Source organism: Pedobacter sp. KBW01 (assembly GCF_003852395.1).
In the GTDB taxonomy this organism is placed as follows: Bacteria; Bacteroidota; Bacteroidia; order Sphingobacteriales; family Sphingobacteriaceae; genus Pedobacter.
Window position 1 is genome coordinate 304077 of record NZ_QAJQ01000010.1, and the last position, 23365, is coordinate 327441.

19 protein-coding genes and 1 other RNA gene are annotated in these 23365 nt (G+C 39.4%); 3 read left to right on the forward strand and 17 right to left on the reverse strand.

Annotation, left to right across the window (positions count from 1 at the left end; all coding sequences use genetic code 11):
- Nucleotides 1–7: 7 nt before the first annotated feature.
- Nucleotides 8–886 (forward strand): polyphosphate kinase 2 family protein, encoded by an 879-nt coding sequence (locus DBR40_RS11885; protein WP_124559954.1) that lies wholly within the window; start codon nt 8–10, stop codon nt 884–886.
- A gap of 4 nt (nt 887–890) precedes the next feature.
- On the opposite strand, the gene rnpB is transcribed toward DBR40_RS11885, so the two are convergent.
- From rnpB to DBR40_RS11935, 10 genes are all read right to left on the reverse strand, one after another.
- Nucleotides 891–1278: RNase P RNA component class A (rnpB, locus tag DBR40_RS11890), an RNA gene on the reverse strand.
- A 138-nt stretch (nt 1279–1416) separates the two neighbouring features.
- On the reverse strand, nt 1417–1839 hold the full coding sequence (locus DBR40_RS11895; protein WP_124559955.1) for a c-type cytochrome: 423 nt from the start codon (nt 1837–1839) through the stop codon (nt 1417–1419).
- A 114-nt stretch (nt 1840–1953) separates the two neighbouring features.
- A complete protein-coding gene (locus tag DBR40_RS11900) occupies nt 1954–2604 on the reverse strand; it encodes an SCO family protein (RefSeq protein WP_124559956.1) in 651 nt (216 codons plus the stop codon).
- Nucleotides 2605–2703: 99 nt separating this feature from the next.
- Nucleotides 2704–2958, reverse strand: coding sequence for a YHS domain-containing protein (locus DBR40_RS11905; RefSeq protein ID WP_124559957.1), 255 nt, complete (start codon nt 2956–2958; stop codon nt 2704–2706).
- A gap of 111 nt (nt 2959–3069) precedes the next feature.
- Nucleotides 3070–3501 carry a hypothetical protein gene (locus DBR40_RS11910; protein ID WP_124559958.1) on the reverse strand — a complete coding sequence of 144 codons (432 nt, stop codon included), beginning with the start codon at nt 3499–3501 and terminating at the stop codon, nt 3070–3072.
- A 9-nt stretch (nt 3502–3510) separates the two neighbouring features.
- Complete coding sequence (locus DBR40_RS11915) at nt 3511–4488, reverse strand: transporter (protein ID WP_124559959.1); 978 nt, start codon at nt 4486–4488, stop codon at nt 3511–3513.
- Entirely contained in the window at nt 4451–5488 is a 1038-nt protein-coding gene (locus DBR40_RS11920) for a cytochrome-c peroxidase (RefSeq protein ID WP_233603874.1), read from the reverse strand. The genes DBR40_RS11915 and DBR40_RS11920 overlap by 38 nt, the downstream gene beginning before the upstream one ends.
- Complete coding sequence (locus DBR40_RS11925) at nt 5489–6259, reverse strand: MbnP family protein (protein WP_124559960.1); 771 nt, start codon at nt 6257–6259, stop codon at nt 5489–5491.
- Between the two features lie 172 nt (nt 6260–6431).
- Complete coding sequence (locus DBR40_RS11930; protein ID WP_124559961.1) at nt 6432–6803, reverse strand: hypothetical protein; 372 nt, start codon at nt 6801–6803, stop codon at nt 6432–6434.
- Between the two features lie 605 nt (nt 6804–7408).
- Nucleotides 7409–9145: a phospho-sugar mutase gene (locus tag DBR40_RS11935; RefSeq protein ID WP_124559962.1), complete on the reverse strand. Its 1737-nt coding sequence runs from the start codon at nt 9143–9145 to the stop codon at nt 7409–7411.
- Between the two features lie 261 nt (nt 9146–9406).
- On the opposite strand from DBR40_RS11935, the gene DBR40_RS11940 reads away from it, so the two are divergent.
- On the forward strand, nt 9407–10720 hold the full coding sequence (locus DBR40_RS11940) for an aspartate kinase (protein ID WP_124559963.1): 1314 nt from the start codon (nt 9407–9409) through the stop codon (nt 10718–10720).
- 318 nt (nt 10721–11038) lie between these two features.
- The gene (lysA, locus tag DBR40_RS11945; RefSeq protein WP_124559964.1) at nt 11039–12211 is read left to right on the forward strand and encodes a diaminopimelate decarboxylase; all 1173 of its coding nucleotides are present in this window, start codon (nt 11039–11041) and stop codon (nt 12209–12211) included.
- 252 nt (nt 12212–12463) lie between these two features.
- On the opposite strand, the gene DBR40_RS11950 is transcribed toward lysA, so the two are convergent.
- The 7 genes from DBR40_RS11950 to DBR40_RS11980 form a co-directional block, all read right to left on the reverse strand.
- The gene (locus DBR40_RS11950) at nt 12464–13822 is read right to left on the reverse strand and encodes a DUF3526 domain-containing protein (RefSeq protein ID WP_124559965.1); all 1359 of its coding nucleotides are present in this window, start codon (nt 13820–13822) and stop codon (nt 12464–12466) included.
- Between the two features lie 13 nt (nt 13823–13835).
- Nucleotides 13836–15293 carry a DUF3526 domain-containing protein gene (locus DBR40_RS11955; protein ID WP_199748324.1) on the reverse strand — a complete coding sequence of 486 codons (1458 nt, stop codon included), beginning with the start codon at nt 15291–15293 and terminating at the stop codon, nt 13836–13838.
- Nucleotides 15293–17785 carry a TonB-dependent siderophore receptor gene (locus tag DBR40_RS11960; RefSeq protein WP_124559967.1) on the reverse strand — a complete coding sequence of 831 codons (2493 nt, stop codon included), beginning with the start codon at nt 17783–17785 and terminating at the stop codon, nt 15293–15295. The genes DBR40_RS11955 and DBR40_RS11960 overlap by 1 nt, the downstream gene beginning before the upstream one ends.
- A gap of 12 nt (nt 17786–17797) precedes the next feature.
- Complete coding sequence (locus tag DBR40_RS11965) at nt 17798–18493, reverse strand: ABC transporter ATP-binding protein (protein WP_124559968.1); 696 nt, start codon at nt 18491–18493, stop codon at nt 17798–17800.
- A 601-nt stretch (nt 18494–19094) separates the two neighbouring features.
- Nucleotides 19095–19475, reverse strand: coding sequence for an SRPBCC domain-containing protein (locus tag DBR40_RS11970; protein WP_124559969.1), 381 nt, complete (start codon nt 19473–19475; stop codon nt 19095–19097).
- Complete coding sequence (locus DBR40_RS11975) at nt 19462–22113, reverse strand: DUF3857 domain-containing protein (RefSeq protein WP_124559970.1); 2652 nt, start codon at nt 22111–22113, stop codon at nt 19462–19464. The genes DBR40_RS11970 and DBR40_RS11975 overlap by 14 nt, the downstream gene beginning before the upstream one ends.
- Before the next feature lie 2 nt (nt 22114–22115).
- A complete protein-coding gene (locus DBR40_RS11980; RefSeq protein WP_124559971.1) occupies nt 22116–23306 on the reverse strand; it encodes an acyl-CoA dehydrogenase family protein in 1191 nt (396 codons plus the stop codon).
- Between the last annotated feature and the right edge of the window lie 59 nt (nt 23307–23365).

Genomic DNA, 23365 nt, shown 5'->3' on the forward strand with positions numbered 1-23365 from the left:
TATTGGTATGAAAAACGAATTTAAGGGATTAATTGTACAAGGGGACAAGAAATTTTCATTAAAAAACCATAAAACCGACTTTACTGGGGGTTATAATAAGGAAAAAGCAAAAGATGCGTTGGTAAATTCCAAGATAGAGCTCGATCATTTACAAGAGAAACTGTATGCCTCGGGAAAACATTCGGTTCTGATTATTTTTCAGGCGATGGATGCTGCAGGAAAAGATAGCGCAATAGAACATGTTATGAGCGGACTGAATCCGCAGGGATGCCAGGTGTATAGCTTTAAAGTACCTACATCTGAAGAGTACCAGCACGATTTTTTGTGGCGACATTATAAAGCCTTACCAGAGCGTGGGCGTATTGGGATACATAACCGTTCGCATTACGAAAATGTGCTGGTATGTAAAGTACATCCCGAATATGTATTGAGTGAAAATATTCCGGGGATAACTGAGGTGAAAAAGATCAATAAAGACTTTTGGAACCAGCGTTATCAAAGCATCCGGAATTTTGAGCAACATTTAACCGCAAATGGTACTGTAATTCTTAAATTTTTTTTAAATGTAAGCAGGGATGAACAGAAACAGCGCTTTTTGGATAGGATAGAAGACCCGACCAAGAACTGGAAATTTTCTTCCGGCGATATTAAGGAAAGGGCTTTGTGGGATAAATACATGGAAGCCTATCAGGATGCGATTAATGAAACAAGTACAGCCCAATCGCCGTGGCACATTATTCCAGCAGATAAAAAGTGGTTTGCCCGTTTAGCTATTAGCGAAATTATTGAAGATAGATTGAAAAATCTGGATTTAAAGTTTCCGGTACTGAGCGATGAAGAGGCCTTAAAACTGGGTGAAACGAAAGCAGCTTTATTAGTGGAATAAAATAAAAAAATGCAGGTCTATAAGCCGGGTTCTGTTTCTCGATTGCTCAAGACTTCTATCATTTATCCACTATAAACGTTGCCGTTTATCTCTAACGACCTACCCACTAACATCGGACGGGCAGCCCTACATGCGTTAGCCTATTTGGTCTTTCAACTCCCGGGGTTTACAATCCACTGCAGTCGCCTGCAACGCTCGTGCGCTCTTACCGCACGTTTTCACCCTTATTCCGATGCCGCAAGCGGATTCGGAACGGTATATTTTCTGTTGCACTATTCCGTAATTCAGGTTTTCAATCCTGAACCCCTTTCCGTTAGAAAGCGGGATGCCCTGCGTTGCCCGGACTTTCCTCTCTCCCGATAAATCGGGACAGCGATAGAACAACCTGCATTTTGCGCAAAGATGTGTTTTTTTAAGCAGAAAGGTGCTAAGAATGCAAAATTTTAATAGAGATGCTCGTTATGCAGAATTTATTTTATCATCTCAATAAATCTAAAAAAATAAGGTTGGGAGCTAGCTTTAGCATAACTTTACTTACAATTCTGCAATTGCTTCGAAACTTCCGGGTAGGGTACAAAACCTTGCTTATTACCAAAAGAATTGGTGATGTAAACCATTACTTGCGCTACATCAATATCGGCCAGTTCAGGGAAGGCAGGCATTTTTTCTTTGTACTCCTTGCCGTGAATAACTAAAGTTTCGTTAGCACCGTTTTTAATAAAACAAGCCAGACGCGCTTTATTTGTTTTTAAGAAAACCGAATCGGTTAAAGGTGGGGCAAGTTCGCCTAAGCCTTCACCATTTTCGCCATGACAATTTTGACACCTGCTCTTGTAAATGTCTTTTCCGTTCGACATGTAATTTTGCAGATCGATGGTTTCCTGATTCTGGCAGGAAACGATAACAGCAATAACTGAAAGCAAAAAAATAGAGTTGATGATGTACTTGCGCATGGATGTTTTGTTGTGATGATCGTCATTTCGAGTGGAATGAAATAGAGCCGAGGAATCTATAAGGATAGATTTCTCCGTTACGCTTCGCTTCAGTCGAAATGACGATTTAGATTATTATTTTTTGTATTCTGCCAGTAAAACCGGAATGTCCTTTTTTAGTTGCTCCACCTGGTCTTCCTTGGTTCCATCGTAAGCGCCCCGGATCCGGCGATCTTTGTCGATTAAAACCAGATAGCCCTGATGGATATAGCCGTCTTTTGCAGTGCTATCTTCACCAACAGCAACTAAATAATTCTTTTCGGCCAGCGTGTAAACACTGTCTTTGCTGCCATAAAGAAATTGCCATTTCGGGCCATCAACCCCTAGTTTTTTAGCGTACTTTTTTAATGCGGATGGTTTATCGTATTTAAAATCGATGGTATGCGAAACGAACATCACATCCGGATTGCTTTTAAAATCGTTATAAACCGTCATTAAGTTGCGGTGCATGGTAGGGCAGATGGTGGTGCAAGAGGTGAAGAAGAAATCGGCAACATAAATTTTTCCATCCGTTGCTTTATTGGTGGTTAAAACACTGTCTTGGTTTAAAAAAGCCCAGTTGGGAATGGTTTGGTAAACTGTATCAATTTTTTCTACTCCGGCAGCATCTTTAACTATCTCTGCATGGCGTTCGCCATAGAATGGAAGTTTTTTTTCTTGTTTGCAAGCGGTAAATATAGAAACGAACAACAGGCCGGCTGCTGCATAAGAAATGATTTTATTCATGTTTTGAATTTAAAAAATGTAAATATACGATCCTTAGTTTGCTTGATATATCGTCTTGCTGAATTTATTTCAGCATCTCTTTAAGGTGATACCCTGGATTTACTTCTTCACATACTTCGCTGGTTCGGCTATAAACTTCTGTTTGCAGCTTTCGGAACAAAAAAAGTAGGTTTCTTTATTGTAAACGGTAGTTTTCGCCGATGCTGCTTTTATTTTCATTTTGCAAACCAGGTCTGTTACTACTTTTTTAGCAGAATCAACCACTGCCTCTTTTTGCTTCGTGATAATCGGATTCGCATTTACAGCGAATGAGCCTAATCCCATCAGGATTATTAAAATGCTTAATTTTTTCATATCTATTTTTTATAAAGTCCGGGGGCGGAAGTAAGAAGACTGAAGTGAAGATGCATATACTCGCTTACCAGCATGCATCATATCTTCCGACTTCCGTCTCCCGACCTCTGACTACTTAATATTATAAACTTTTAAAACCGAATCTGATTGGCGGGTAACTTTAATATAGCCATCTTCCACCTCACGGATTTTGATCATTTGTGATTTGTAATAATCCAAGTCATCTTGCGCGGTTTTACCTTTAAAATCATCTTTGAAATAATGCATCCAATCCATCATTTTTTCGTCGGATGCATTTAAGCGAACAATTAAATCCCTTACATTTTGTTTTAAAATTGCAGAATCTGGTGATTTTTTAAATTTATCGGAAAGCAAGAGGGTATCGAGCTTCATTTTGTTTTTTACAACTTTCTCCCCGTCAATCATTAACTTATCGTGGATGTTTAAAACCTCTTTACGCACGGCTTCGGCATTGGGTTCCGTTTTGCAGGCAGTGAAAAAGATCGTTAAGGCACCCATTACAAACGTTATTTGTTTTTTCATTTTTATGGATTAAAAATTATAAGTAAGTCCAACGTAAGCCTTGCCGGCACTCATCGGGTGGTCGGTTTCGGCTTCCCAGATATTTTTCTGAACCCCGATATTTAATGCAACGTTTTTATAAAAGATATCTGCACCTATACCGCCCATTAAATTGTTCATTACGTGTTCACCAGTTTTTTGTCCTTTGTATTTTTCGCCGGCCGAATACTCGTAAAAGAACTGTGCCGAAGGCATAACCTGCCAATCTTTGCCAATGCTTTGTTTATAGAAAATGTTAAGGAAACTAGTTGTACTGTTGGCAATTCCCTCATCGCGACTGTTGGTGCCATTTACCTTGTAAGATGTATTTAAACTTGCGCCAAATTTACCCAGGCCAACGAGGTAGTTCAGGTAAATAAAACCATCGGTACTGCCGGTTCCGGCCTGCATAAGCGAAGAATAACGGATACCGGCTGAATTTTTGAAATCATTTTTTCCGGTAGGCAATTTAATTCCGGCACCTGCAATAAGCTGTTGTTTAAAGTTGGCATCAAGCTTTTGCACCAGATGATAACCAGCATATACGTTGATGTCGCCTACACCACCAATGGTTGAGGTATAGCCATTATAACGCTCGCTATTAGAAACATAAGGCAAAATAGCATTCACTTCTAATCTGTTGCCAATAAAATATTTACCTCTCACTTCCAGCGAGCGGTATAATTCGTAGTCGTTCGGATTACCTGCATGGCCGGTAATTGGTGAATCCTGGCTACGGGCCGGAATAAAGAATTTTCCACCGTTTGGAAACAGCGAATGTGATTGCCCTTCGTAACCGTTAAATGAGCGGTAGCGGTATAGCAGGCTAATGCTATTGCGGTTGTAATAGGGGGTAATGCCCATAAAACAGCCACAAATATCGCATGCAAAAGCCTTACTGCCTAACAGCAGGAAAGCTAGAATGAATAATTTACGATTCGCTAAATAGTGTATTTTTGATAAACTCATGATCTGTTAATGTTTTTAAAAATGCTTTAATCTGCTCTTTTTCTGAGCTATTTAACCGGATGCCGTTTTTTAAGGAAGCATCCAGGTTTTCGGCTGCTTTTACGCCAGAATCGTAGTGGTTTAGTACTTCATCAAGACTGTAAAAACGGCCATCGTGCATGTAAGGGCTGGTATATTCGATATTACGTAGCGTAGGCACACGGAATTTGCCAAAGTCAGTCTTTACGCTGCTAATATGCGACCGGCCCTCATCAGCGCTCACCAAATCTAAACCGTTGCTGCGATAAGACAAATCGGTGAAAAAAGGTTCGGCATGACAAGAACTGCACTTTTCTTTAAAAAGCGTATAACCAGCCTGCTCGGTCGCCGTAAAAGCAGCGCCACCTTCTTTGCGCATTACCTGATCGTATTTTGAATTGGCCGAAACCAGCATGGCGGTAAACTGGGTAATGGATTTCAGTATCAGTTGCGAATTAATCTCAGTTGAACCAAATGCCTGTTTAAACATATCTGGATATGGCGCGGTGGCTTTTAAAAAAGCAACGATGGTTTGGATATCTGTACCCATTTCGCAGGCATCGGTGATGGCATTTAACGGCGAAGTTTCGATGTTTTTTACACCACCATCCCAGAAGAACGCTTTTTGCCAGGCCAGATTAACCAGAGGCGGCGTATTGCGCTTGCCCTGACAATTGTTTACGCCATGACTTACTTTATGATCGAGTTGCGTAAAAGCCGCAAATTGCTGGTGACAGCTCCCGCACGAAACACTTTTATCTGCCGATAAGCGGGCATCATAAAATAGTTTCTTGCCCAATGCAAAACCAGCATTGGTTAGCTTGTTATCTTCGAAATTGTATGCCGGAGCAGGGAAATTTGAAGGAACGCTGAAAGCAATTTTAGTTTCTTGCGGAATTGCCTCATCCTCGTTCTTACTGCAGGCATACATCAACGCAATGCTTAAAACAAGCATTGCGAAGACGGTTGTTTTCCTCAGCATTTAATTGTGGATATGATCTAAACGGAATAATCCACTGGCATAATTATTTGCCACAATTACCGAATTTGGCCCACCCATTGTAAAGTTCAATGCAGAAAAACTAACATCGGTTTTACCGGTAAACAAAGCTGCAGCATTTACAATAAAGTGCATTTTGGGTTTACTGTCTGTTCTAACGCGAAGTGGATTGGCTGCATTAATTTCGGTAGCAAATGTTCTGATGGTGTTGTTTGGGTCAACTACACCGCCAATATGAAAGGTAAGTGCATTGTTTGCCGCTATAGATTGTGGAGATGTACCTTCCAGTTTCACAAAGATATAACCACTGTTCCAGGTCCAGAACATGCCATTTATTGGATCTAAAGCACCCGTTTGGGCTCCTGCAAAATTACGGGCATAATCTACACCAATGGTATATTCGATTTTGGTATAATCGCCGGTTGGTACATCTTTTAAGGTAATGTTTGTAGATTCTGCTTTTGAAGCATCGATTAAAAAGTAGCTTTCCGGAATAAGATAGCTGCTGCCATCGGCTTTGCTTAATTTAATATTGCTAACGTAGTATTTAAATACATTGATTTTAAAATCTTCGCCCTTAGCATTTTTGTAAGTTGCAGTATTTAAAACTAAAGTACTTCCGTTTACCTGGTTGTCGAACTCGATAGTGAAATTTGATTTAGTTTCTGTAGCGGTTTCATTGTTGTCTTTTTTGCAGGAAGTTAAAAGTAGGGCAGGGCACAATAATGTCAATAAGTATGTTGTTAATTTCATTTTAAGAAAATTGGATAAGTAAAAAAATGTTACTGTCATTCTGAATGCAATGAAGAATCTCTGGAATAATTGGCAGAAATTAATATTACATGGAATAACAGATTTGGCCGTTCTTAATGAGATGCTTCGTTGCGCTCAGCATGACAAACAAAAACCGCGAATTAAAAAATACTTAAACCGTTTTCGGTGGATGAAAAATAGAAATAGAAAGGTCTTTAACTGGTTTTTCCAGATAACCACTTTCTGATTTTATGATAAAGAATGGGATAGTATGGTTAAGTACAACAAGCTTAAAGCCTGGTTCGGCCTCAACAACCCGTTTCAGGTTTTCTTGTGCCTGCTTGTTCTTACCATCTAAATCTTTTAATTTTTTAGCCAGGAAACACTGACCATCGCAATGTAGCTCAGGGTGAGCATTGTTAATACAAAATACACTCGTAATATATTCTTTATTCATTTGGTAACCCGAGTACACAATTAACTGCATGTAGCAATTGGAAATTGTACAGATTACTAAAAGATATATCAGAATTCTTTTGAACATGGGTATTGAGCTGCAAAAGTATTAAAGAAATTGGTTGCAGCAAAGAAAAAACAGATTGAATTATTCAGTCGCAGATGAACATATGTTTTTTCTACCACGGATTCACAGAGCACACAGAAAATCTCGTGTCATTTTATCTTTATTTCTCAGTGTTAATCGGTGCATCTGTGGCTAACCAGTCGCAGATGCATATATGTTTTTTTTGCCACGGATCCACAGAGTACACAGAAAATCTCGTGTCATTTTATCTTTATTTCTCAGTGTTAATCGGTGCATCTTTGGCTAACCAGTAGCAGATTTACATGTGTTTTTCTGCCACGGATTCACAGAGCACACAGAAAATTTCCCTTTCATTTTATCGCTATTCCTCCGCATTAATCGGTGCATCTTTGGCTAACCAGTCGCAGATGTGCATTTGTTTTTTTGCCACGGATTCACAGAGCACACAGAAAATTCTCCTGTCATTTTATCGTTATTTCTCAGTGATAATCTGTACATCTGTGGCCAAACATTAATACGGCTTAAACAAAAAACACAGATGAAAAACTATTCATCTGTGTTTATCGCCGCCTGAAAGGCTAGCACTTTATCTAAATTAATTTTTTTTATGCCTGCAAATCAGTCATTACCGCTTTAATTTTATCGCCCAAAGCCGTATTTACTTTTTCGAAATCTTTTCTATCGGCTAAAGGTGCGTTTACACTGCAGTAGAACTTAATTTTTGGTTCGGTACCACTCGGACGGGCAGAAACAATGCTTCCATCGGCAGTAATAAACTGTAAAACATCAGAGGTTGGGTAATCCAGTTTGGTCACCTTACCAGTAGCTAAATCCGTTTCCTGACTTAATTCGTAATCTTTAAGTACCGAAACTTTAGAACCACCAAGGCTGGCAGGAGGGTTCTCTCTGAATTTAACCATCATGGCTTTAATTTCTTCAGCACCGGTTTTTCCTTTTTTGGTTAAGGATACCAGGTCTTCTTTATAAAGGTCGTACTCTACATACATATCTAACAAAGCATTGTATAGGCTGGCACCTTTATCTTTATAATAAGCGGTCATTTCGGCAATAAACGCTGCAGAAACTACCGCATCTTTGTCGCGTACCAAATCGCCAATCAGGTAACCATAGCTTTCTTCGCCACCGCCAATAAAGTATTTTTTACCTTCCAGTTCAGTCATTAACTGGCCGATATATTTAAAGCCGGTTAAAGTATTGTAGTAGGTTACGTTTTTCTTTTTGGCAATTTCCTCAATCAGGTTAGAGGTAACAATTGTTTTCACGATAAATTGATTGCCATCCAGTTTTCCGCTTTCCTGCCAGGCAGATAATAAATAGTTAATTAATAAACAACCGGTTTGGTTACCGTTTAATAATACCCACTCGTCATTATTGTCTTTCACGGCAATACCCACGCGGTCGGCATCAGGGTCGGTAGCTAAAACCAAATCGGCATCGATTTCTTTCGCCTTGTTCATGGCCAAAGTAAGGGCTTCTTTTTCCTCAGGGTTTGGATAAACAACCGTAGGGAAATTTCCATCCGGTTTGCTTTGTTCTTCAACCACCGTTACATTGGTAAAACCAAATTGCTCAAGTGCTTTCGGTACCAGGGTAATACCGGTTCCGTGGATAGGAGAGAACACAATTTTTAAATCGTGCTGTCTTTTAATGGCTGCTGGCGAGATCGACAAGGCAGTAATACCATCCAGATACAGTTTATCTACATTTTCACCAATTAATTCGATGTTTGCATCTACGCGGTCAAATTTAACCTCATCAATGCTTTTGATTTTATTTACCTCATCAATTACTAGCTTATCATCAGGAGAAGTAAACTGGCCACCATCAGCACCATAAGCTTTGTAGCCATTATACTCTTTCGGATTGTGCGATGCGGTTAACATCACACCGCTTTTGCAGCCGAAATGACGCACTGCGAAAGACAATTCGGGAGTTGGCCTTAATGCAGAGAAGAAATAAACGTGAATGCCATTTGCTGAGAAAACATCGGCAGTAATTTTAGCAAAATAGTCAGAATTGTTGCGGCTATCGTGCGCAATGGAAACTTTAATTTTTTCGTTAGGGTATTTATTGTTTAAATAGTTGGCCAAGCCCTGTGTAGCTGTACCAATGGTATATTTGTTAATGCGGTTTGAACCAGCCCCCATAATACCTCGTAAACCACCGGTACCAAACTCTAAACTTTTATAAAAGGCATCTGTTAATTCGGTAGTTGCATCTTTATCAACAAGAGCCTGAATTTCGGCCTTGGTATTCTCATCATAATTTCCACTTAACCACTGATTAATTGTGGCTTGCGTTGATTGATCAATTGCTTGCATTGAGCTGTTTTTTAAATTTAATATCTGGTATTGAACAAATTTTGATGGATGAAGTTTGGCTAAAAACCCATTTATTTTCATTCATCCAAATTTTATTTTGTTGAGGATGTTGCTTTTAAGCTTGTTTTGCTTATTTTCACGCCCCGATACAATAATAAAGAAAATCCGGTATTAAAGTGGGTAGACTGTAACTTTTTTAAAATAGTTGTAAACTTAGAAGTTACCGCTGCTTTTTCGCTGGAAAAAACAACAAAGAACTAGATGAAAATATTAAAATTTGGGGGTACTTCTGTAGGTAGTCCCGAGCGCATGACGAAATTATTGGATATCATTAATCCAAATGAAGAGCAGATTGTGGTGCTATCAGCTGTGTCTGGTACCACAAACAGTTTAGTAGAAATTGCAAATCATTTTTTAGCTGGTGATAAGAAGAAGGGAAGCGAGTGCGTTGAAAACCTTTACCAAAAATATAAAACCTTTGTAATAGAACTTTTGCCGGCTGCCGAATTTCAGGAGCAGGGAAATGAAGTAATTGATTACCACTTTGGCTTTTTAGCTGGTTTGGCTAACGACCTTTTTACTTCAATTGAAGAAAAAGTTGTTTTGGCGCAAGGCGAATTGTTATCTACAACTTTATACCACATCTATTTAAAATCTATCGGCGTACCATCGGTATTGCTGCCGGCTTTAGATTTTATGAAAACGGATGAGGATAACGAACCGGATATTCCTTTTACCACCAAACATTTAATGCCATTATTGGAACAGCATAAAGATAACAAGCTGTTTATTACCCAGGGTTACATTTGCCGCAACAGTTTCGGCGAAGTAGATAACCTGCGCCGTGGTGGAAGTGATTACACTGCATCGTTATTGGGTGCTGCAATTCTGGCCGAAGAAGTTCAAATCTGGACGGATATTGACGGAATGCACAACAACGATCCACGTATTGTGAAAGGAACTAAGCCAATTGCCCAGTTATCATTTGATGAAGCGGCCGAGTTAGCTTACTTTGGTGCGAAAATTTTACACCCTCAGTCGGTTTTTCCGGCACAGAAATATAAAATTCCGGTTCGTTTGTTAAATACCATGGAGCCAGCCGCTGCCGGTACTTTAATTACGCACGATAGTGAAAAAGGCAAAATCAAATCAATTGCAGCCAAAGATGGTATTACGGCAATCCGTATCCAATCGAGTCGTATGTTATTGGCTTATGGTTTCTTGCGCAGGGTTTTCGAAGTATTTGAACGCTATAAAACACCAATCGATATGATTACCACTTCTGAGGTGGCCGTATCGTTAACGATTGATGAAACTGCTCATTTACCACAGATTATCGAAGAACTGGAAAGTTTCGGAACGGTAGAAGTAGATACCGACCACAGTATTGTATGTGTTGTAGGCGATTTCGGTTCTGAAAAACATGGTTTTGCAAGTAGGGTTTTGGAAGGTTTAAAACACATTCCAATCCGCATGATTTCTTACGGTGGCAGCAATTACAACGTTTCGCTTTTAATTTTAAGCGAATATAAAACAGAAGCTTTAAGAAGCCTGCACAACCGTTTATTCGAATAAGAGAAAAAACGCACCGGCTATTACGAGCAATCCGATAAGGAAATGAACCGCCAGAAAGCTTGCTGGTAATAGTCCGTTTTTATACTTTTTGCAAGAGTTAAATAAGCCAAGCGAAAGGATAAGCACAATAAATAGGGCTGCTGCTATCTTCATTTTTTGATAAATATGAGAAATAATACAATGAGCAGTAAAACGATAAAAAACCGAATTTTGCCATTGTATTGTTTATGGGTAATTCTTCCGTGCTTTAAATCGAGGTAGTTACCTATATATACCAGCCCAAAGAATAAAATTAAAATTATAATAAGGAATTTGAACATGTTCGCCGATAAAGATATATCAAAGTTTAACAATATAGAAACACCTTTTTACTATTATGATACTGAGTTGTTGCAGAAAACTTTGCGCACCTGCGCAGATGCTGCTGCTCCGTACAAGTTTCACATTCATTACGCGTTGAAGGCCAACTTCAATGCTGTTTTGCTTGAACAGATTAAAGGTATTGGTTTCGGTGCCGATTGCGTGAGTGCAGGCGAGGTGAGAAGGGCCGTTGAAGTAGGGTTTGAAGCCGGTAAGATTGTTTTTGCCGGAGTGGGTAAATCAGATAAGGAAATAAACGAAGCACTTGATCTTGATATTTTTTGCTTCAATGTAGAGTCGATCCAGGAACTGGAAGTGTTAAACGAATTGGCTGCTAAAAAGGGTAAAACGGCTCAGGTAGCTATCCGTATCAACCCGAATGTAGATGCGCACACACACCACAACATTACAACTGGTTTGGATGAAAATAAATTCGGTATCAACTCGTGGGATTTACCTGAATGTGCTGAAACGTTAAAAGCTTCTGCTAACTTAAAATTCATTGGAATCCACTTCCACATTGGTTCGCAGATTACCAATTTAGATGTTTATAAAAACCTTTGCGTTCGTGTAAATGAGTTTGCAACCTGGTTTGAAGATAAAGGCTTTACCCTAAAAGTTTTAAACGTTGGTGGTGGTTTGGGTATTGATTATCACAATCCTGATAACCAGATTCCTGACTTTGAAGCCTACTTTAAAATTTTCAATGAATTTTTAGAAGTTAAAGCCGGCCAGGAAGTACATTTCGAACTGGGTAGGGCATTGGTTGGACAATCAGCTTCGTTAATTACACGTGCTTTATACATCAAAAAAGGTAAGAAAAAGAATTTTGTGGTGTTAGATGCAGGTATGACTGAATTGATGCGTCCGGCATTGTACCAGGCTTATCACAAAATAGAGAACTTATCTCAAACCCCAAACTCCAAGGTCCAAACTCCAGGCTTATTTAAGTACGATATCGTAGGGCCAATTTGCGAGAGTACCGATTGTTTTGGTAAAGAGGTTGAGCAACCTGAGTCGTTCAGGGGTGATATTTTTGCTATCCGTAGCGCAGGTGCTTATGGTGAGGTTATGGCTTCTAAATACAATTTGCGCGACGCCATCAGATCGGTTTATAGTACCGAGATATAAAACTAAGTTTGTCACCCTGAGGCTTAATTTATTGGATAAAAATCAATATTAGTTACAGCCCCTTCGGAGTCGTCATTTCGAGCGAAGTACAACGTAGCCGAGAAATCTATTTAAAGATCTCTCCATTTCGCTGCGCTTCAGTCGAGATGACGAATCTTCTATTGGGCCTGTCAATGGTAGCTTGTCGAAGTGTTTTTTGCATATGTTTATGCTAGTCCTTTGACAGACTCAGGATAACAATCCAAGGTGAGACTAAATTCTCCTTTTTAAGGAAAAATAACCCAATCCGGCTAAAATCACAGTTAATGTGGTTATCGATAATAAGTTAATCCAGATAGCAGGAACATTTTGAGGGGTGTGTTTTTCTAATTTGTAAGTTTCTATATCTGTATTTTTAAGCTCAGCACTGGTGAAAATGGCTGGGTAAAAATGCAATCTTACTGATTCATGATACTTTCTAATGGCCTGCTGAAAATCTAAGTGGCTATCCAAGTCAGTACCTGCAAGCACATTAACCCCCAATTGCATTTGTATGCTTGGGAAAAATAACGCAACTACTTCGGTAAAGTATTGTCGCGAGGCCAGCTTTTTTTCAATTAACAAACGACTTGCTACAGCTGCATCATCGCCCATTTGCTGCATGCCATAATACCAGTACCAGCTAAAGGTTTTCGCATCCGGGAAAGGATATTTTTTCAATTCAGGGTAATGCTTAAAAAAGGGTATCATGGTTACTGATTTGTCCATGTCCCATTTTTCATGGTAACCTTCACGCTGATTAATCACATTTTGTAAGGCCTCAGGCACCGGGTATTTTTTGGTGAGCAATAGATTTAAGCTTGCCGGAACCACAATACACAATAGCACCCATACGGCAATCAGTACTGAAGCGTTAAAATTCGACGATTTGTTGATGGAAATAACAACAAATGAAACAGCAAACCAGAATGTCAGATAGAGTAGAATTAAAGCCAATACTACTGCAAAGGTAGCATCAAACGGTAGTTTCAGGTAAACAGCGGCTACCAGCATAAGCACTATTGCAAGAAGAAAAATTACAATTAACCTCACCAAAAACTTACGCCAGATGATTAAAAAAGTGTTATCGATTTGTGCATTTAACAACGGCCAAATACCACTTTCCTTTTGTTCTGACAGCAGATTGTAACTAAAAGCAATAATAACCAGCGGAAACAGAAAAATAAACACAAAACTGAGATCCATTTTACCTAAAAGCAGGCTTAACGGATTACTCAGGTCTGTATCATATAGCTGACCTTCAAGGCCAAGCATTGTTACTGATATTAAATAGGGGTTTACATCGCGCTGTCCGTTAGCAAAGGCTGCCCAGGTACCAGGTGGATTGGCCACAGAAAATTTATTGTGATAGAAAAACAAGCCAATATCCTTGCCAAAATACGATATATTTTGCGCGGTTTGCTGCTTTTGCAAACTTGCAGCTTTTTCAATTACCTGTTCCTGTTTTTTGATGAAAGTTTTGCCGAAGTATAAGCCTGCAAAACCCATAAAGCTTAGCATAATGATGCCAATCCATGTAGAAGTGTTTCTGAAAAACAGCTTAAATTCTAATGTATAGATGCTTTTATTCATTTGTAGCAAGTGTTTAATTTTGGTTTGGGATAGTTTTAACCCAGCGGGCGGTGCATTGAATCATTACAACTACTGCCATTAACCAACATAATAATGAAGTGAGTGCCAGCATTTCGCTTTTCAGTACTGTGCCTAAACGGGTAAATTTGTAGTTGAAATCGGGTTGTTGTGCCCAGTTGGATCGGCTAATGGCCAGTGGTTTATCAGTTTTGCCCGGCGAAATGTTACTCATTTTATCGATCTGCAATTTGTTCATTTTTTGCGCCAGCTGGTAGCGGTAGGCTTCTGCCTGGTTTTGAAAATCGACAAAGGTTTTAAAGTCTGAAGCCGTAAGTGCCATCGAAATATTTTTGAGGGATAAATAAGGATTCAGAAAACCAGATAACATGGTTATACGGTTCTGTTCTTCAAAATTTGCGTTAAGTAGGCGCTGGTGATTGCTGTATATTTTCGAACTGATTTTTTCGCCTTCGGCCATGATATAGCCCCCATAGTTGAATGGGAGTTTTTTTACATCATCTACATGGTAGGCTTTAAGTAAAGAATCTTTAATGGAGGCATAATGGGTATCATCAGGATTGTGGCTGTCACCCTGTTTGCTAATATCGGCAGAAATGGCATTGGCAAATTCTATTTTGGAAGGCGAAGGATGGATTTTATCTCCAATAGCTTGTGTAACCCGGGGCATAATCACCATAAAAAAAATCCAGCAGGCCAGTAAGGTGGTTAATGCTGCCCGCGAACTTTGGTGATATGCGGATACTAAAACCGTAATGGCCGAAACGATAAAGAAATATACCGAATAACACAAAATTAGCAACAGCAGGCGGAGGCCCGAATCAGGATTAATTTGCCAATTGCTCAAAGAAGCCCACAATAAAATGGTGAGTAAGATGAGCGGTAAAAAAATAGATAAGCAGACGCTAATAATGCCGATGGTTTTGCCCCACAGCAGTTGCTTCCAGCTTACATTTTGGCAAAGTAAGATTTTCAAGGTGCCCGATTCGCGTTCGGCCGAGATGCTGTTGTAACCTAAAAAGAAAATGAGCAGCGGAATCAAAAGCTGCAATACCATGGCTACGCTGATTTCGCCGAACCGTAACATGCCATTGGCAAAGCTGGCTTCGCTAAAATTAACGGTATTCTGCTTGTGTGCTTCCAGAAAAATACTGACACCAGCAAAGCTTTCAATCCCGAAATCAAAAAAACTCAGTTCATGCTTTTCGCGAAAGGCCAGATAACCGTAATGCGCCATCCGGTGCGGGTGTTTATCGGGTTTCGCCAGCCACTGTGCCCTAACCAATTCTTTATAATGCAGGCGCTGGTTTTGCTGCGATTTGTAATTTTGCCATCCTACATAAGTTGCCATACAAAGCGATAAACCCAGTAGAATAATGAGGGCCATAGTGGCTTTGGTGCTAAAAGCTGCTTTAAAGGTCTGTTTGGCAATTGTTGTGATAATATTCGACATTATATACGGTAGGTTACGTTAAACATGATGTTTCTGGGGGTACCAGGAAAAAGGCGTAAATAATTTTGTGCACCAACCCAATAGGTTTTGTTTAAAATATTATTCAGGTTTGCAGCCAATTGCACCTTGCTGCCCACAGGCGAATAATAAATAGCTGCATCAAAAAGCGTGTATGCTGGCAATTCGAAATCTCTGATGTAAAGCGGAAGCTTGGTGCCACTATATTGTACACCTGCACCAAAGCCAATACCTTTTAATTTTAGGGTTTCAAGGTTGTAACGCGTCCATAAACTGGCGCTGTGCTTTGGTGTATTTTGCACCCGTTGACCAATTAACTGAGGATTAAAGTCATCTTTAATAATAGCATCTATATAGCTATAACCTGCATTAAATTGCCAGTTGGCGCTAATAAGGCCCGAAGCTTCAAATTCGAAACCCCGGCTTCGCTGTGCACCACGTTCAACTAAACGGTTTACATCTAAAGGGTCGTTTGCATTCATCAACAGGTTTTTCTGGTTGATTTCGAAAAGCGCAACATTTATCATTAAGCGCCTGTTCAGCCATTCCGATTTTGCACCAATTTCTCTGAGATCGCTCTCTAAAGGCTTGAAATTAGTGCCTGCAGGTGGCGGAATAATTACCAGACTAGAGGTGTTGCCTTGTGGCTGGTAACCTTGGAGGTAGGTTGCATAAATATTGATGTTTGGATTGAGTGCATAGGTAATTCCGGCTCTTGGCAAAAGTTTGTGTTGTGCAATTCTCTTTTCGGTAGCCAGCTGGTAATTGCTGTAATCTTTGTACCATTCCTGCCTTAAACCCAGGGTAAGCGTTAATTTGCCATAAGTAAGCTGATCTTGCACGTAAATGCCATTAACAAGATAATAGGATGGCGGAATTTCAGTTTTAGTAAAGGTGTAATCACTTAAATTTTTAAGCGTGTAAGCCGGATTAGCCAGATTGAAATGTTCTACATTGGGTACTGGCGCATTAACACCGTTTATGGTTTTAAAAAGATATAAATCCTTTTTGGCAGGATCGTAACGTGTGGCAATTGTGCCATCCTTTAAACGGTAACCCTGAGCCGAATTTTCTCCTCCGCCTCTCAGTTTCTGTGTGTTAATCCTATCGTAACCAATTACAAGCTTATGGCTAATACTAAAAGTGCGCGTATTGATACTGAAATAAGTACTCAAATTATCAGTGCCCCATTTTTGTTGTCGTTGTACTGCCCGCATAGCTGCCAACGTAGGTATAGGCTGATTGTTTTCATCAACACCAAAAGCATTGGTTGTTCTGTGTTCCAGTAAGTCTTCGTTCCAGTTTTGTTTCATGTATGCTGCATTAAATGCAATACCTTTACTAAGCTGATGCGAAAAACTGGTCATTAACATCAAATCCTGGGTATTAAACCTATCGTTGCTGGCGCCCATGTTAAAGGTAATGGGCGTGCTGTTCAAATCTGTTTGCCCCGCAATGGCACCAAAAATAGCCTGCCCTCTGTCTAACCGCGAATTGCTGTTGTTCATCACCACCTCAACATTTAAACTGGTACGGTCTGATGGGCGGTAGGAGAACGAAGGTGCAATGATATAACCCTTTCTGTATTGCAGATTCCTAAAGCTTTTACCGTCTTCATAGCCTATATTTAACCGGTAAAGCAGGGTTTTATCTGTATTTAAAGGGCCTGTAAAATCTAGTGCACCACGTATCGTGCTAAAGCTTCCAGTCGAGATACTCACTTCTTTTCGGTTTTCGGTCAATGGCTTTTTAGTTACCAGGTTAATACTACCACCCGGGTCTACACTCGAAAATGTAGCGCTCGCCGGACCTTTTATTACTTCAATGCGTTCGAGATTATTGGTTAAAGGCTGATTGAAATAATACTGACGCGTACGCATCCCGTTAATAATTGCACCTTCTTCATTCTGATTAATTCCTCTGATAGCAAATTGGTTGTAATAACTGCTTTGCGATACACTGGTTATGTTTTTTACCGCGTCGGCCAGCACAGCTGCCTGCCTGTCGGCCATTAACTCTTTCGAAACCGATGAAATAGCCTGTGGAATATCTTTGTTTGCAGTGGCCGTTTTAGTAGCCGAAAAAGAATAATTGCCATAATATTTTCGGCTGTTGGTACCTATCACTTCAACAGTTTGCAATTCTTCATTTGAAGACTGTAGTGTTATCGGCTCAATATTAATGTCGTTACTGATGAGATAATTTTTGGTAAAGCCAGTGTAACCAATTGCACTTGCACTAAGTGTATAACTGGCTGTTTTTGGCAGGATTAAAGCAAAATTACCAAGCGAATCGGTGCTGGTATTCAACTGGTCTTTACCACTTTTAAATTTAATATTAGCCTTGTTAATGGCCTGATGGTTAGCATCAATTACTTTGCCGCTTACCTTAACCTGTGCCATAATGTGGAAGCTGATAAATTGGAACAAAACAATAATAAAGATGATGCGAAAAATAGCGGATATCAATTTCATGAAATGATTGTATTAAATGGTTTGGAGATACAGTTTTTGGAGATCGGCTGCACTGATTTCGCTGGCCTGGAGTGTATGGATCAGTTCGCCCTGCTTCATAATACCTATGTGTGAGCCTACATTTACCGCATTAAAAATATCGTGCGTAGCCATCAAGATCGATTTGCCCTCGTTAGCCAGCTGTTTTACCAGTTGGGTAAAGTCTTCGGTGGCCTTTGGATCAAGCCCGCTGGTAGGTTCGTCCATGAAAATGATCTTTGCATCTTTTGCAAGCGCAATGGCAATCCCCACTTTCTGGCGCATGCCTTTGCTAAAGCCCGATAAATGTTTGTGGTGTGCTTTGGTATCCAGGCCACACTGGCTTAGGAAATTAACGAGTGTTTCTTTTCCGTAGCTGAAACCTGCCAGTTTCGAAAAATAATCAAGGTTTTCTAAAGCCGATAAATGGCCATAAAGCATCACCACTTCCGGTATATAGGCCAGATGCTTGCGGCGCTGATTATCATATGGTGAAACTTCTACATTATCGATCAGTATTTTTCCTTCGGTTGGCGCAATAAAACCTAAGAAGAGGTTAATTGTAGTGGTTTTTCCGGCGCCGTTTTGGCCGAGTAAACAATATACTTCACCCGGGTTAACTGTTAAGTTGAGCTGATTTAAGGCACGAAAAGATTGATAATTCTTAGATAAAGAAATAGCTTGAAGCATAAAATAAGGGTATAGGTGCAGGCCTTGTGGCAGCACATTAAAAGAAATGAATAGATTGATTAAGAGATAACCGCCATAAATGGCAGTTTAAGCAATTAGAGCTGGCGGGCCTTTGTTGCTACACGATAAAATAAAAACAACAGTATGTTTAAACAGATAACCATCGGTTTTAAATACCGGTTTCGTAATAGGCAATGCCAGAGGTGTAGGAGAGGGGATATTGAAGAAGTGTGCTCTGTGTTTAAGTACCTCGCAAAGTTTGCATTTTAACTTTGGTGTACTCAATTGTTTTATCGGATGTCCTTTACTTAGGTATTGATTTTCAGTATTGCTTTTTTCTGCACGATGGTCATGAAGTGATTCAACCAGGGTTGCGTTTACAAATATTACCAATATCAGTAAAGCCCAAATGCGGGAAAATATTTTGCTGCGGTATGGATGCTGTAGCGACTTCAACGCAATAAAGTTACATTTAAAAAGAATATAAATGCAGCTTTGTTGCAAAATTTTTAAATATGAGCAGGTATAGAAGTAATTGTTTGTTTCTGTATAATTAGAACAAAATACCCGCTACTAAATTTTTTGTATGTAAGTTTATTCGTTATTCATCAAAAAAATCGACCAATCCACCTAAAAAATATTCTTGTATGCCTTCAGTAAAATCGGCGTAGTCTTCATCGGGGATATTGGTTTGTTTAAATTCCAATGAGGTGCCTTTTTTATCTTCGTGCAGTTTGATGGTAACGATTGAAGGCTCGTTTTCTTCACCAAAATACCATTGCTGTACAATTTGCTTAGCATACACAAATTCAATGTTTTTGCCGGTAATATCACCATCCCAGAAAGAAAATTCAGTTCCGGGTACTTCTTCAAACTCCACCTCGGCACCTGTCCATAATTTAATGCTGGTTTCTTTGGTAAGCGCTAAATAAACTTCTTCGGGTGGGGCAGGTATATAGGTGTATTTTTTAAAGTCTTTCATGATCGTCTATATCTATTGTTTCTTGCGTATTAGTAATATTGTTTTCGAGATTGCTAATCCTGAAGTTTTCATTTAAATCCTTAATTACAGCATTTCTCCAGTCATTATCGGGATAAGAAAACACAAAGGTTTGTTTAACACGTTCTGATTTGAGGAAATAAGCAATCCAAATGCCTGCAAAAATACCAATTCTTAATACAGAAAGAAATTCTGAAGGATTTAAAGCTTCCTTGTTCATTAATTTATGTAGGTAAATACTTCCAACAGTATCCAATAAGGTTACTGCAAAAGAAAAAATAAGGAAAATAATATAGTATTTCGGAAAAAAATCCCGCCTCTTATAGAATGAAACCAATATGAACATGCTAAAAACAAACAAGATTACATTAAATACTAAGGTAAAGATCACACTGGCATTAAGCAGGAATGAGTGTGGGCTTGATTGAATTCCTTCCCAAATCCTGTTTGAATAGAGGTTTTCTTTTACTGCAGAAACCAAAATAATAAGTGGATTAAGTGTAATTCCGATGCCGGGTATAACCAACCAACCGCCTAATTTCCATGCATTTTTAATAGATTCGATGTCGAAAGCTGTTCTTCTGGTGTAGCCGTAAATCGCAATAAAAGTGGTTAATAAAAAGACCAAAAATGCAACAGCGAGTAGTTGAAGATTTAGTCCATTGTTTTCAGCATCAGCAGTACCGCCCTTCCAGTAAATGCTGTAAGATAGGGTGTTGAGGATTTCTTTACTGTCTTTTATATAGTCGTTTATGCTGTTTGGCTGTAAAGAATCGTTAAAGTTTTGGTAATAATAGGTCAGTGTTAAAGTATTATACTTAGCGTTGGCTGTGTATAAAAATCTATAGTTATCATTGTCTATTGTAATGTTTTCATCTTCAAAATTCCAAACTTCGGGAAGGATAATCCTCACCTCCTGTTCGATGGTACAAGGGAATTTTAATAGGAGTGGAGCATTCCTGAATTTCTTGATTGATATAACCTGATCATTAATCAGATCGCCATAAAAGTAAGCTATCCGCTTCGAGTGATCGCTTTCACTGCGCGTCCATAAACTGTCTATTTCATAATGTTCAGTAACGGTAACAATATTTTTAGCCTCATCATCCTTAATTTCAATCGGTTCCTTTATCGTTAAACCAGGATAAAGGTTTGAATAATATTTTATGTACGTTTTTTCAATGTTATCAGCACCGCTGTTATTCAGCTCTTCTCTAAAATTATCAGCATAATTATTCGAGTACTCGCTGGTAATGGTGAGTGTTGATTTATTGGTCGACGAAGTGTCTTCAACATTAAAAACCACCAACGATTTTAATTTGCCAAGATTTTCCTGTTTGGTTTCGCTTAGTTCTTTATTACCTTCTTTTAAAACTAATACCTTTGCCGTATAAGGAAAATAGGTGTTTAAAATTGGGCCACGCTGGTTTGAAACAGTGGGGTCGATGTATATTTTTCTATCTTCAAATTCTACAAGCACCGTTTCGTGATTAAATACATTAGGACTGGGCAATAATGAAGCTGTTTCCTTTTTTAGGTAGGTATTTAGGAATACTGAATAAGCATTAATGCCATTCGCCTTTAGCAATTGGCACAATAAGGTAGATTTATCCTTGCAATCACCATAGCGTTGCTTTAATATTTTTTCAGGGCTGTTTGGCCGATGGGAATACTCACCGATTTCGATGCCCATGTACCTGATCTCATCCTGTACAAACCTGGTTGCCAGCTCAAGGTATTTTTCCTTATTTCCTTTTGCTTTGAGCTTTAATTCTGCAACTTTTTCGTTTATAATGGCAGAATTTTTCGAATAATTTTGTTGTAAACTTAATCCCCAATCAACAATTTCCTGCCAGCTGTTGTACTCAGACACCTGTACTCTTGCGAAAGGATCATAATCAGAAGGCTCAAAATCATTAGCAGGATAGGTTTTTGTCATGGAGTTTTGCCATTCGAAAACATTTAAGCCATTAACAATTGATTTTTTAAGGGGAGGAACAGCGTTGAAATTTTTTGTTCTTATTGTTCTGCCCGGCTTAAAAATGAGATTGTTGTATACGTTAACAATCTGGCTGTTTCCTTCAAAATAAATGGTATTAGAATATTTTGGAAACACCGGATTGCCGCCCTGTATGGTAAAGGCATATTCTATGCGGTCGCCCTTTCTAATGTCATCCAAAATCAGGTAAGCTGTATATAGGCCGCTGTATATGAATCTCGAAAGCTCTTTTTCGTTCTGAAGGATTTTGAAATTTTGTAAGCTAAGTTTATTTATTGGTTGATTGTTGCGCCATACCGTGAGTTGATGAAATATTAGTTTTTCATAACTGGGATCATAAGAAACCGATATTTCGGATCCATTCTGAACTCCGGTACTGTTACTGATTTCTCTGATGATATGTGAATATTGCTCTTTACTTTCGAGGTTGTTTTGTTTTTCGACAAGAAAAAGGTAATACCCGTCCTGAATATTTTTATAAGCAGGCTTATTATTCATGACATTTACTTTCTGTAACCAATTAGGCAGTTGCGGGTTAATGTCTACTTTTCCTTTCTGTGCAATGGCAAAGCCAACCATCATTTGTAGAAGGCAGATTGAGAGCGTAAGTTTTTTAATCATTTTTATTTAAAAGCGTTTAATCCTGTTACATCCATTCCCGTAATCAGTAAATGTATATCGTGTGTACCTTCGTAGGTAACCACCGATTCTAGGTTCATCATGTGGCGCATAATCGAATACTCGCCTGTAATTCCCATTCCGCCAAGCATTTGACGGGCGTTGCGGGCAATATCAAGTGCAATTTCTACACTGTTTCTTTTAGCCATCGAAATTTGTTCGGCCGTTGCGCGGTTTTCACTTTTTAAAGTGCCCAAACGCCAAACCAAAAGCTGTCCTTTGGTAATTTCGGTAACCATTTCGGCCAGTTTTTTTTGTTGCAGCTGGAAACCGCCAATCGGTTTACCAAACTGTACCCGCTCTTTCGAATAACGTAGCGCAGTATCGTAACAATCCATTGCTGCGCCTAATGCACCCCATGCAATGCCGTAACGTGCCTGGTTTAAGCAACCCAAAGGCCCTTTGAGCCCGCTTATTTCGGGGAAAACATTTTCTTTCGGGAGTTGCACATTGTCAAACACCAGTTCGCCGGTGGCCGAAGCTCTTAAACTCCATTTGTTGTGCGTTTCAGGTGTAGAAAACCCTTCCATGCCGCGCTCAACCACCATTCCCCTGATTTTGCCTGCTTCATCCTTAGCCCATACTACTGCAATATCTGCAAATGGCGCATTGCTGATCCACATTTTTGCTCCATTTAAAACATAATGACTTCCGGCATCTTTAATATTGGTTACCATGCCGCCCGGGTTCGAACCATGATCAGGTTCCGTTAAACCAAAGCATCCCATCATTTCGCCGCTGGCCAGTTTAGGTAAGTATTTTTTGCGCTGTTCTTCAGTGCCGTAGGCATAAATCGGGTACATTACTAACGAACCCTGAACAGATGCAGTAGAGCGGATTCCTGAATCGCCGCGCTCAATTTCCTGCATTAAAATACCATAAGCGGTATAATCTAAACCCGCACCACCATATTCAACGGGAATAGTCGGGCCAAAAGCGCCTATGTCGGCCAGTCCTTTTATTAAATGTTTGGGAAATTCGGCCTTTTGCGCATAATCTTCAATAATGGGGCTTACTTCTTTTTTTACCCATTCGCGCGCTGTTGCACGGATCAGTTTATGCTCGTCGGTTAACAATTCGTCCAATAAATAATAGTCTGGTGCTTCGTATAAGTCTTTTTTTGCTGATTTGCTCATGGTTATATACTAATCTGGTTAAGCAATTGGGTTCATTTCAAAGGTAACAATTTACGGCA

Coding starts and splice junctions, on each gene's coding strand:
- DBR40_RS11885 (WP_124559954.1), top strand. CDS start 8: ATGAAAAACGAATTTAAGGGATTAATTGTACAAGGGGACAAGAAATTT.
- DBR40_RS11895 (WP_124559955.1), bottom strand. CDS start 1,839: ATGCGCAAGTACATCATCAACTCTATTTTTTTGCTTTCAGTTATTGCT.
- DBR40_RS11900 (WP_124559956.1), bottom strand. CDS start 2,604: ATGAATAAAATCATTTCTTATGCAGCAGCCGGCCTGTTGTTCGTTTCT.
- DBR40_RS11905 (WP_124559957.1), bottom strand. CDS start 2,958: ATGAAAAAATTAAGCATTTTAATAATCCTGATGGGATTAGGCTCATTC.
- DBR40_RS11910 (WP_124559958.1), bottom strand. CDS start 3,501: ATGAAAAAACAAATAACGTTTGTAATGGGTGCCTTAACGATCTTTTTC.
- DBR40_RS11915 (WP_124559959.1), bottom strand. CDS start 4,488: ATGAGTTTATCAAAAATACACTATTTAGCGAATCGTAAATTATTCATT.
- DBR40_RS11920 (WP_233603874.1), bottom strand. CDS start 5,488: ATGCTGAGGAAAACAACCGTCTTCGCAATGCTTGTTTTAAGCATTGCG.
- DBR40_RS11925 (WP_124559960.1), bottom strand. CDS start 6,259: ATGAAATTAACAACATACTTATTGACATTATTGTGCCCTGCCCTACTT.
- DBR40_RS11930 (WP_124559961.1), bottom strand. CDS start 6,803: ATGTTCAAAAGAATTCTGATATATCTTTTAGTAATCTGTACAATTTCC.
- DBR40_RS11935 (WP_124559962.1), bottom strand. CDS start 9,145: ATGCAAGCAATTGATCAATCAACGCAAGCCACAATTAATCAGTGGTTA.
- DBR40_RS11940 (WP_124559963.1), top strand. CDS start 9,407: ATGAAAATATTAAAATTTGGGGGTACTTCTGTAGGTAGTCCCGAGCGC.
- lysA (WP_124559964.1), top strand. CDS start 11,039: ATGTTCGCCGATAAAGATATATCAAAGTTTAACAATATAGAAACACCT.
- DBR40_RS11950 (WP_124559965.1), bottom strand. CDS start 13,822: ATGAATAAAAGCATCTATACATTAGAATTTAAGCTGTTTTTCAGAAAC.
- DBR40_RS11955 (WP_199748324.1), bottom strand. CDS start 15,293: ATGTCGAATATTATCACAACAATTGCCAAACAGACCTTTAAAGCAGCT.
- DBR40_RS11960 (WP_124559967.1), bottom strand. CDS start 17,785: ATGAAATTGATATCCGCTATTTTTCGCATCATCTTTATTATTGTTTTG.
- DBR40_RS11965 (WP_124559968.1), bottom strand. CDS start 18,493: ATGCTTCAAGCTATTTCTTTATCTAAGAATTATCAATCTTTTCGTGCC.
- DBR40_RS11970 (WP_124559969.1), bottom strand. CDS start 19,475: ATGAAAGACTTTAAAAAATACACCTATATACCTGCCCCACCCGAAGAA.
- DBR40_RS11975 (WP_124559970.1), bottom strand. CDS start 22,113: ATGATTAAAAAACTTACGCTCTCAATCTGCCTTCTACAAATGATGGTT.
- DBR40_RS11980 (WP_124559971.1), bottom strand. CDS start 23,306: ATGAGCAAATCAGCAAAAAAAGACTTATACGAAGCACCAGACTATTAT.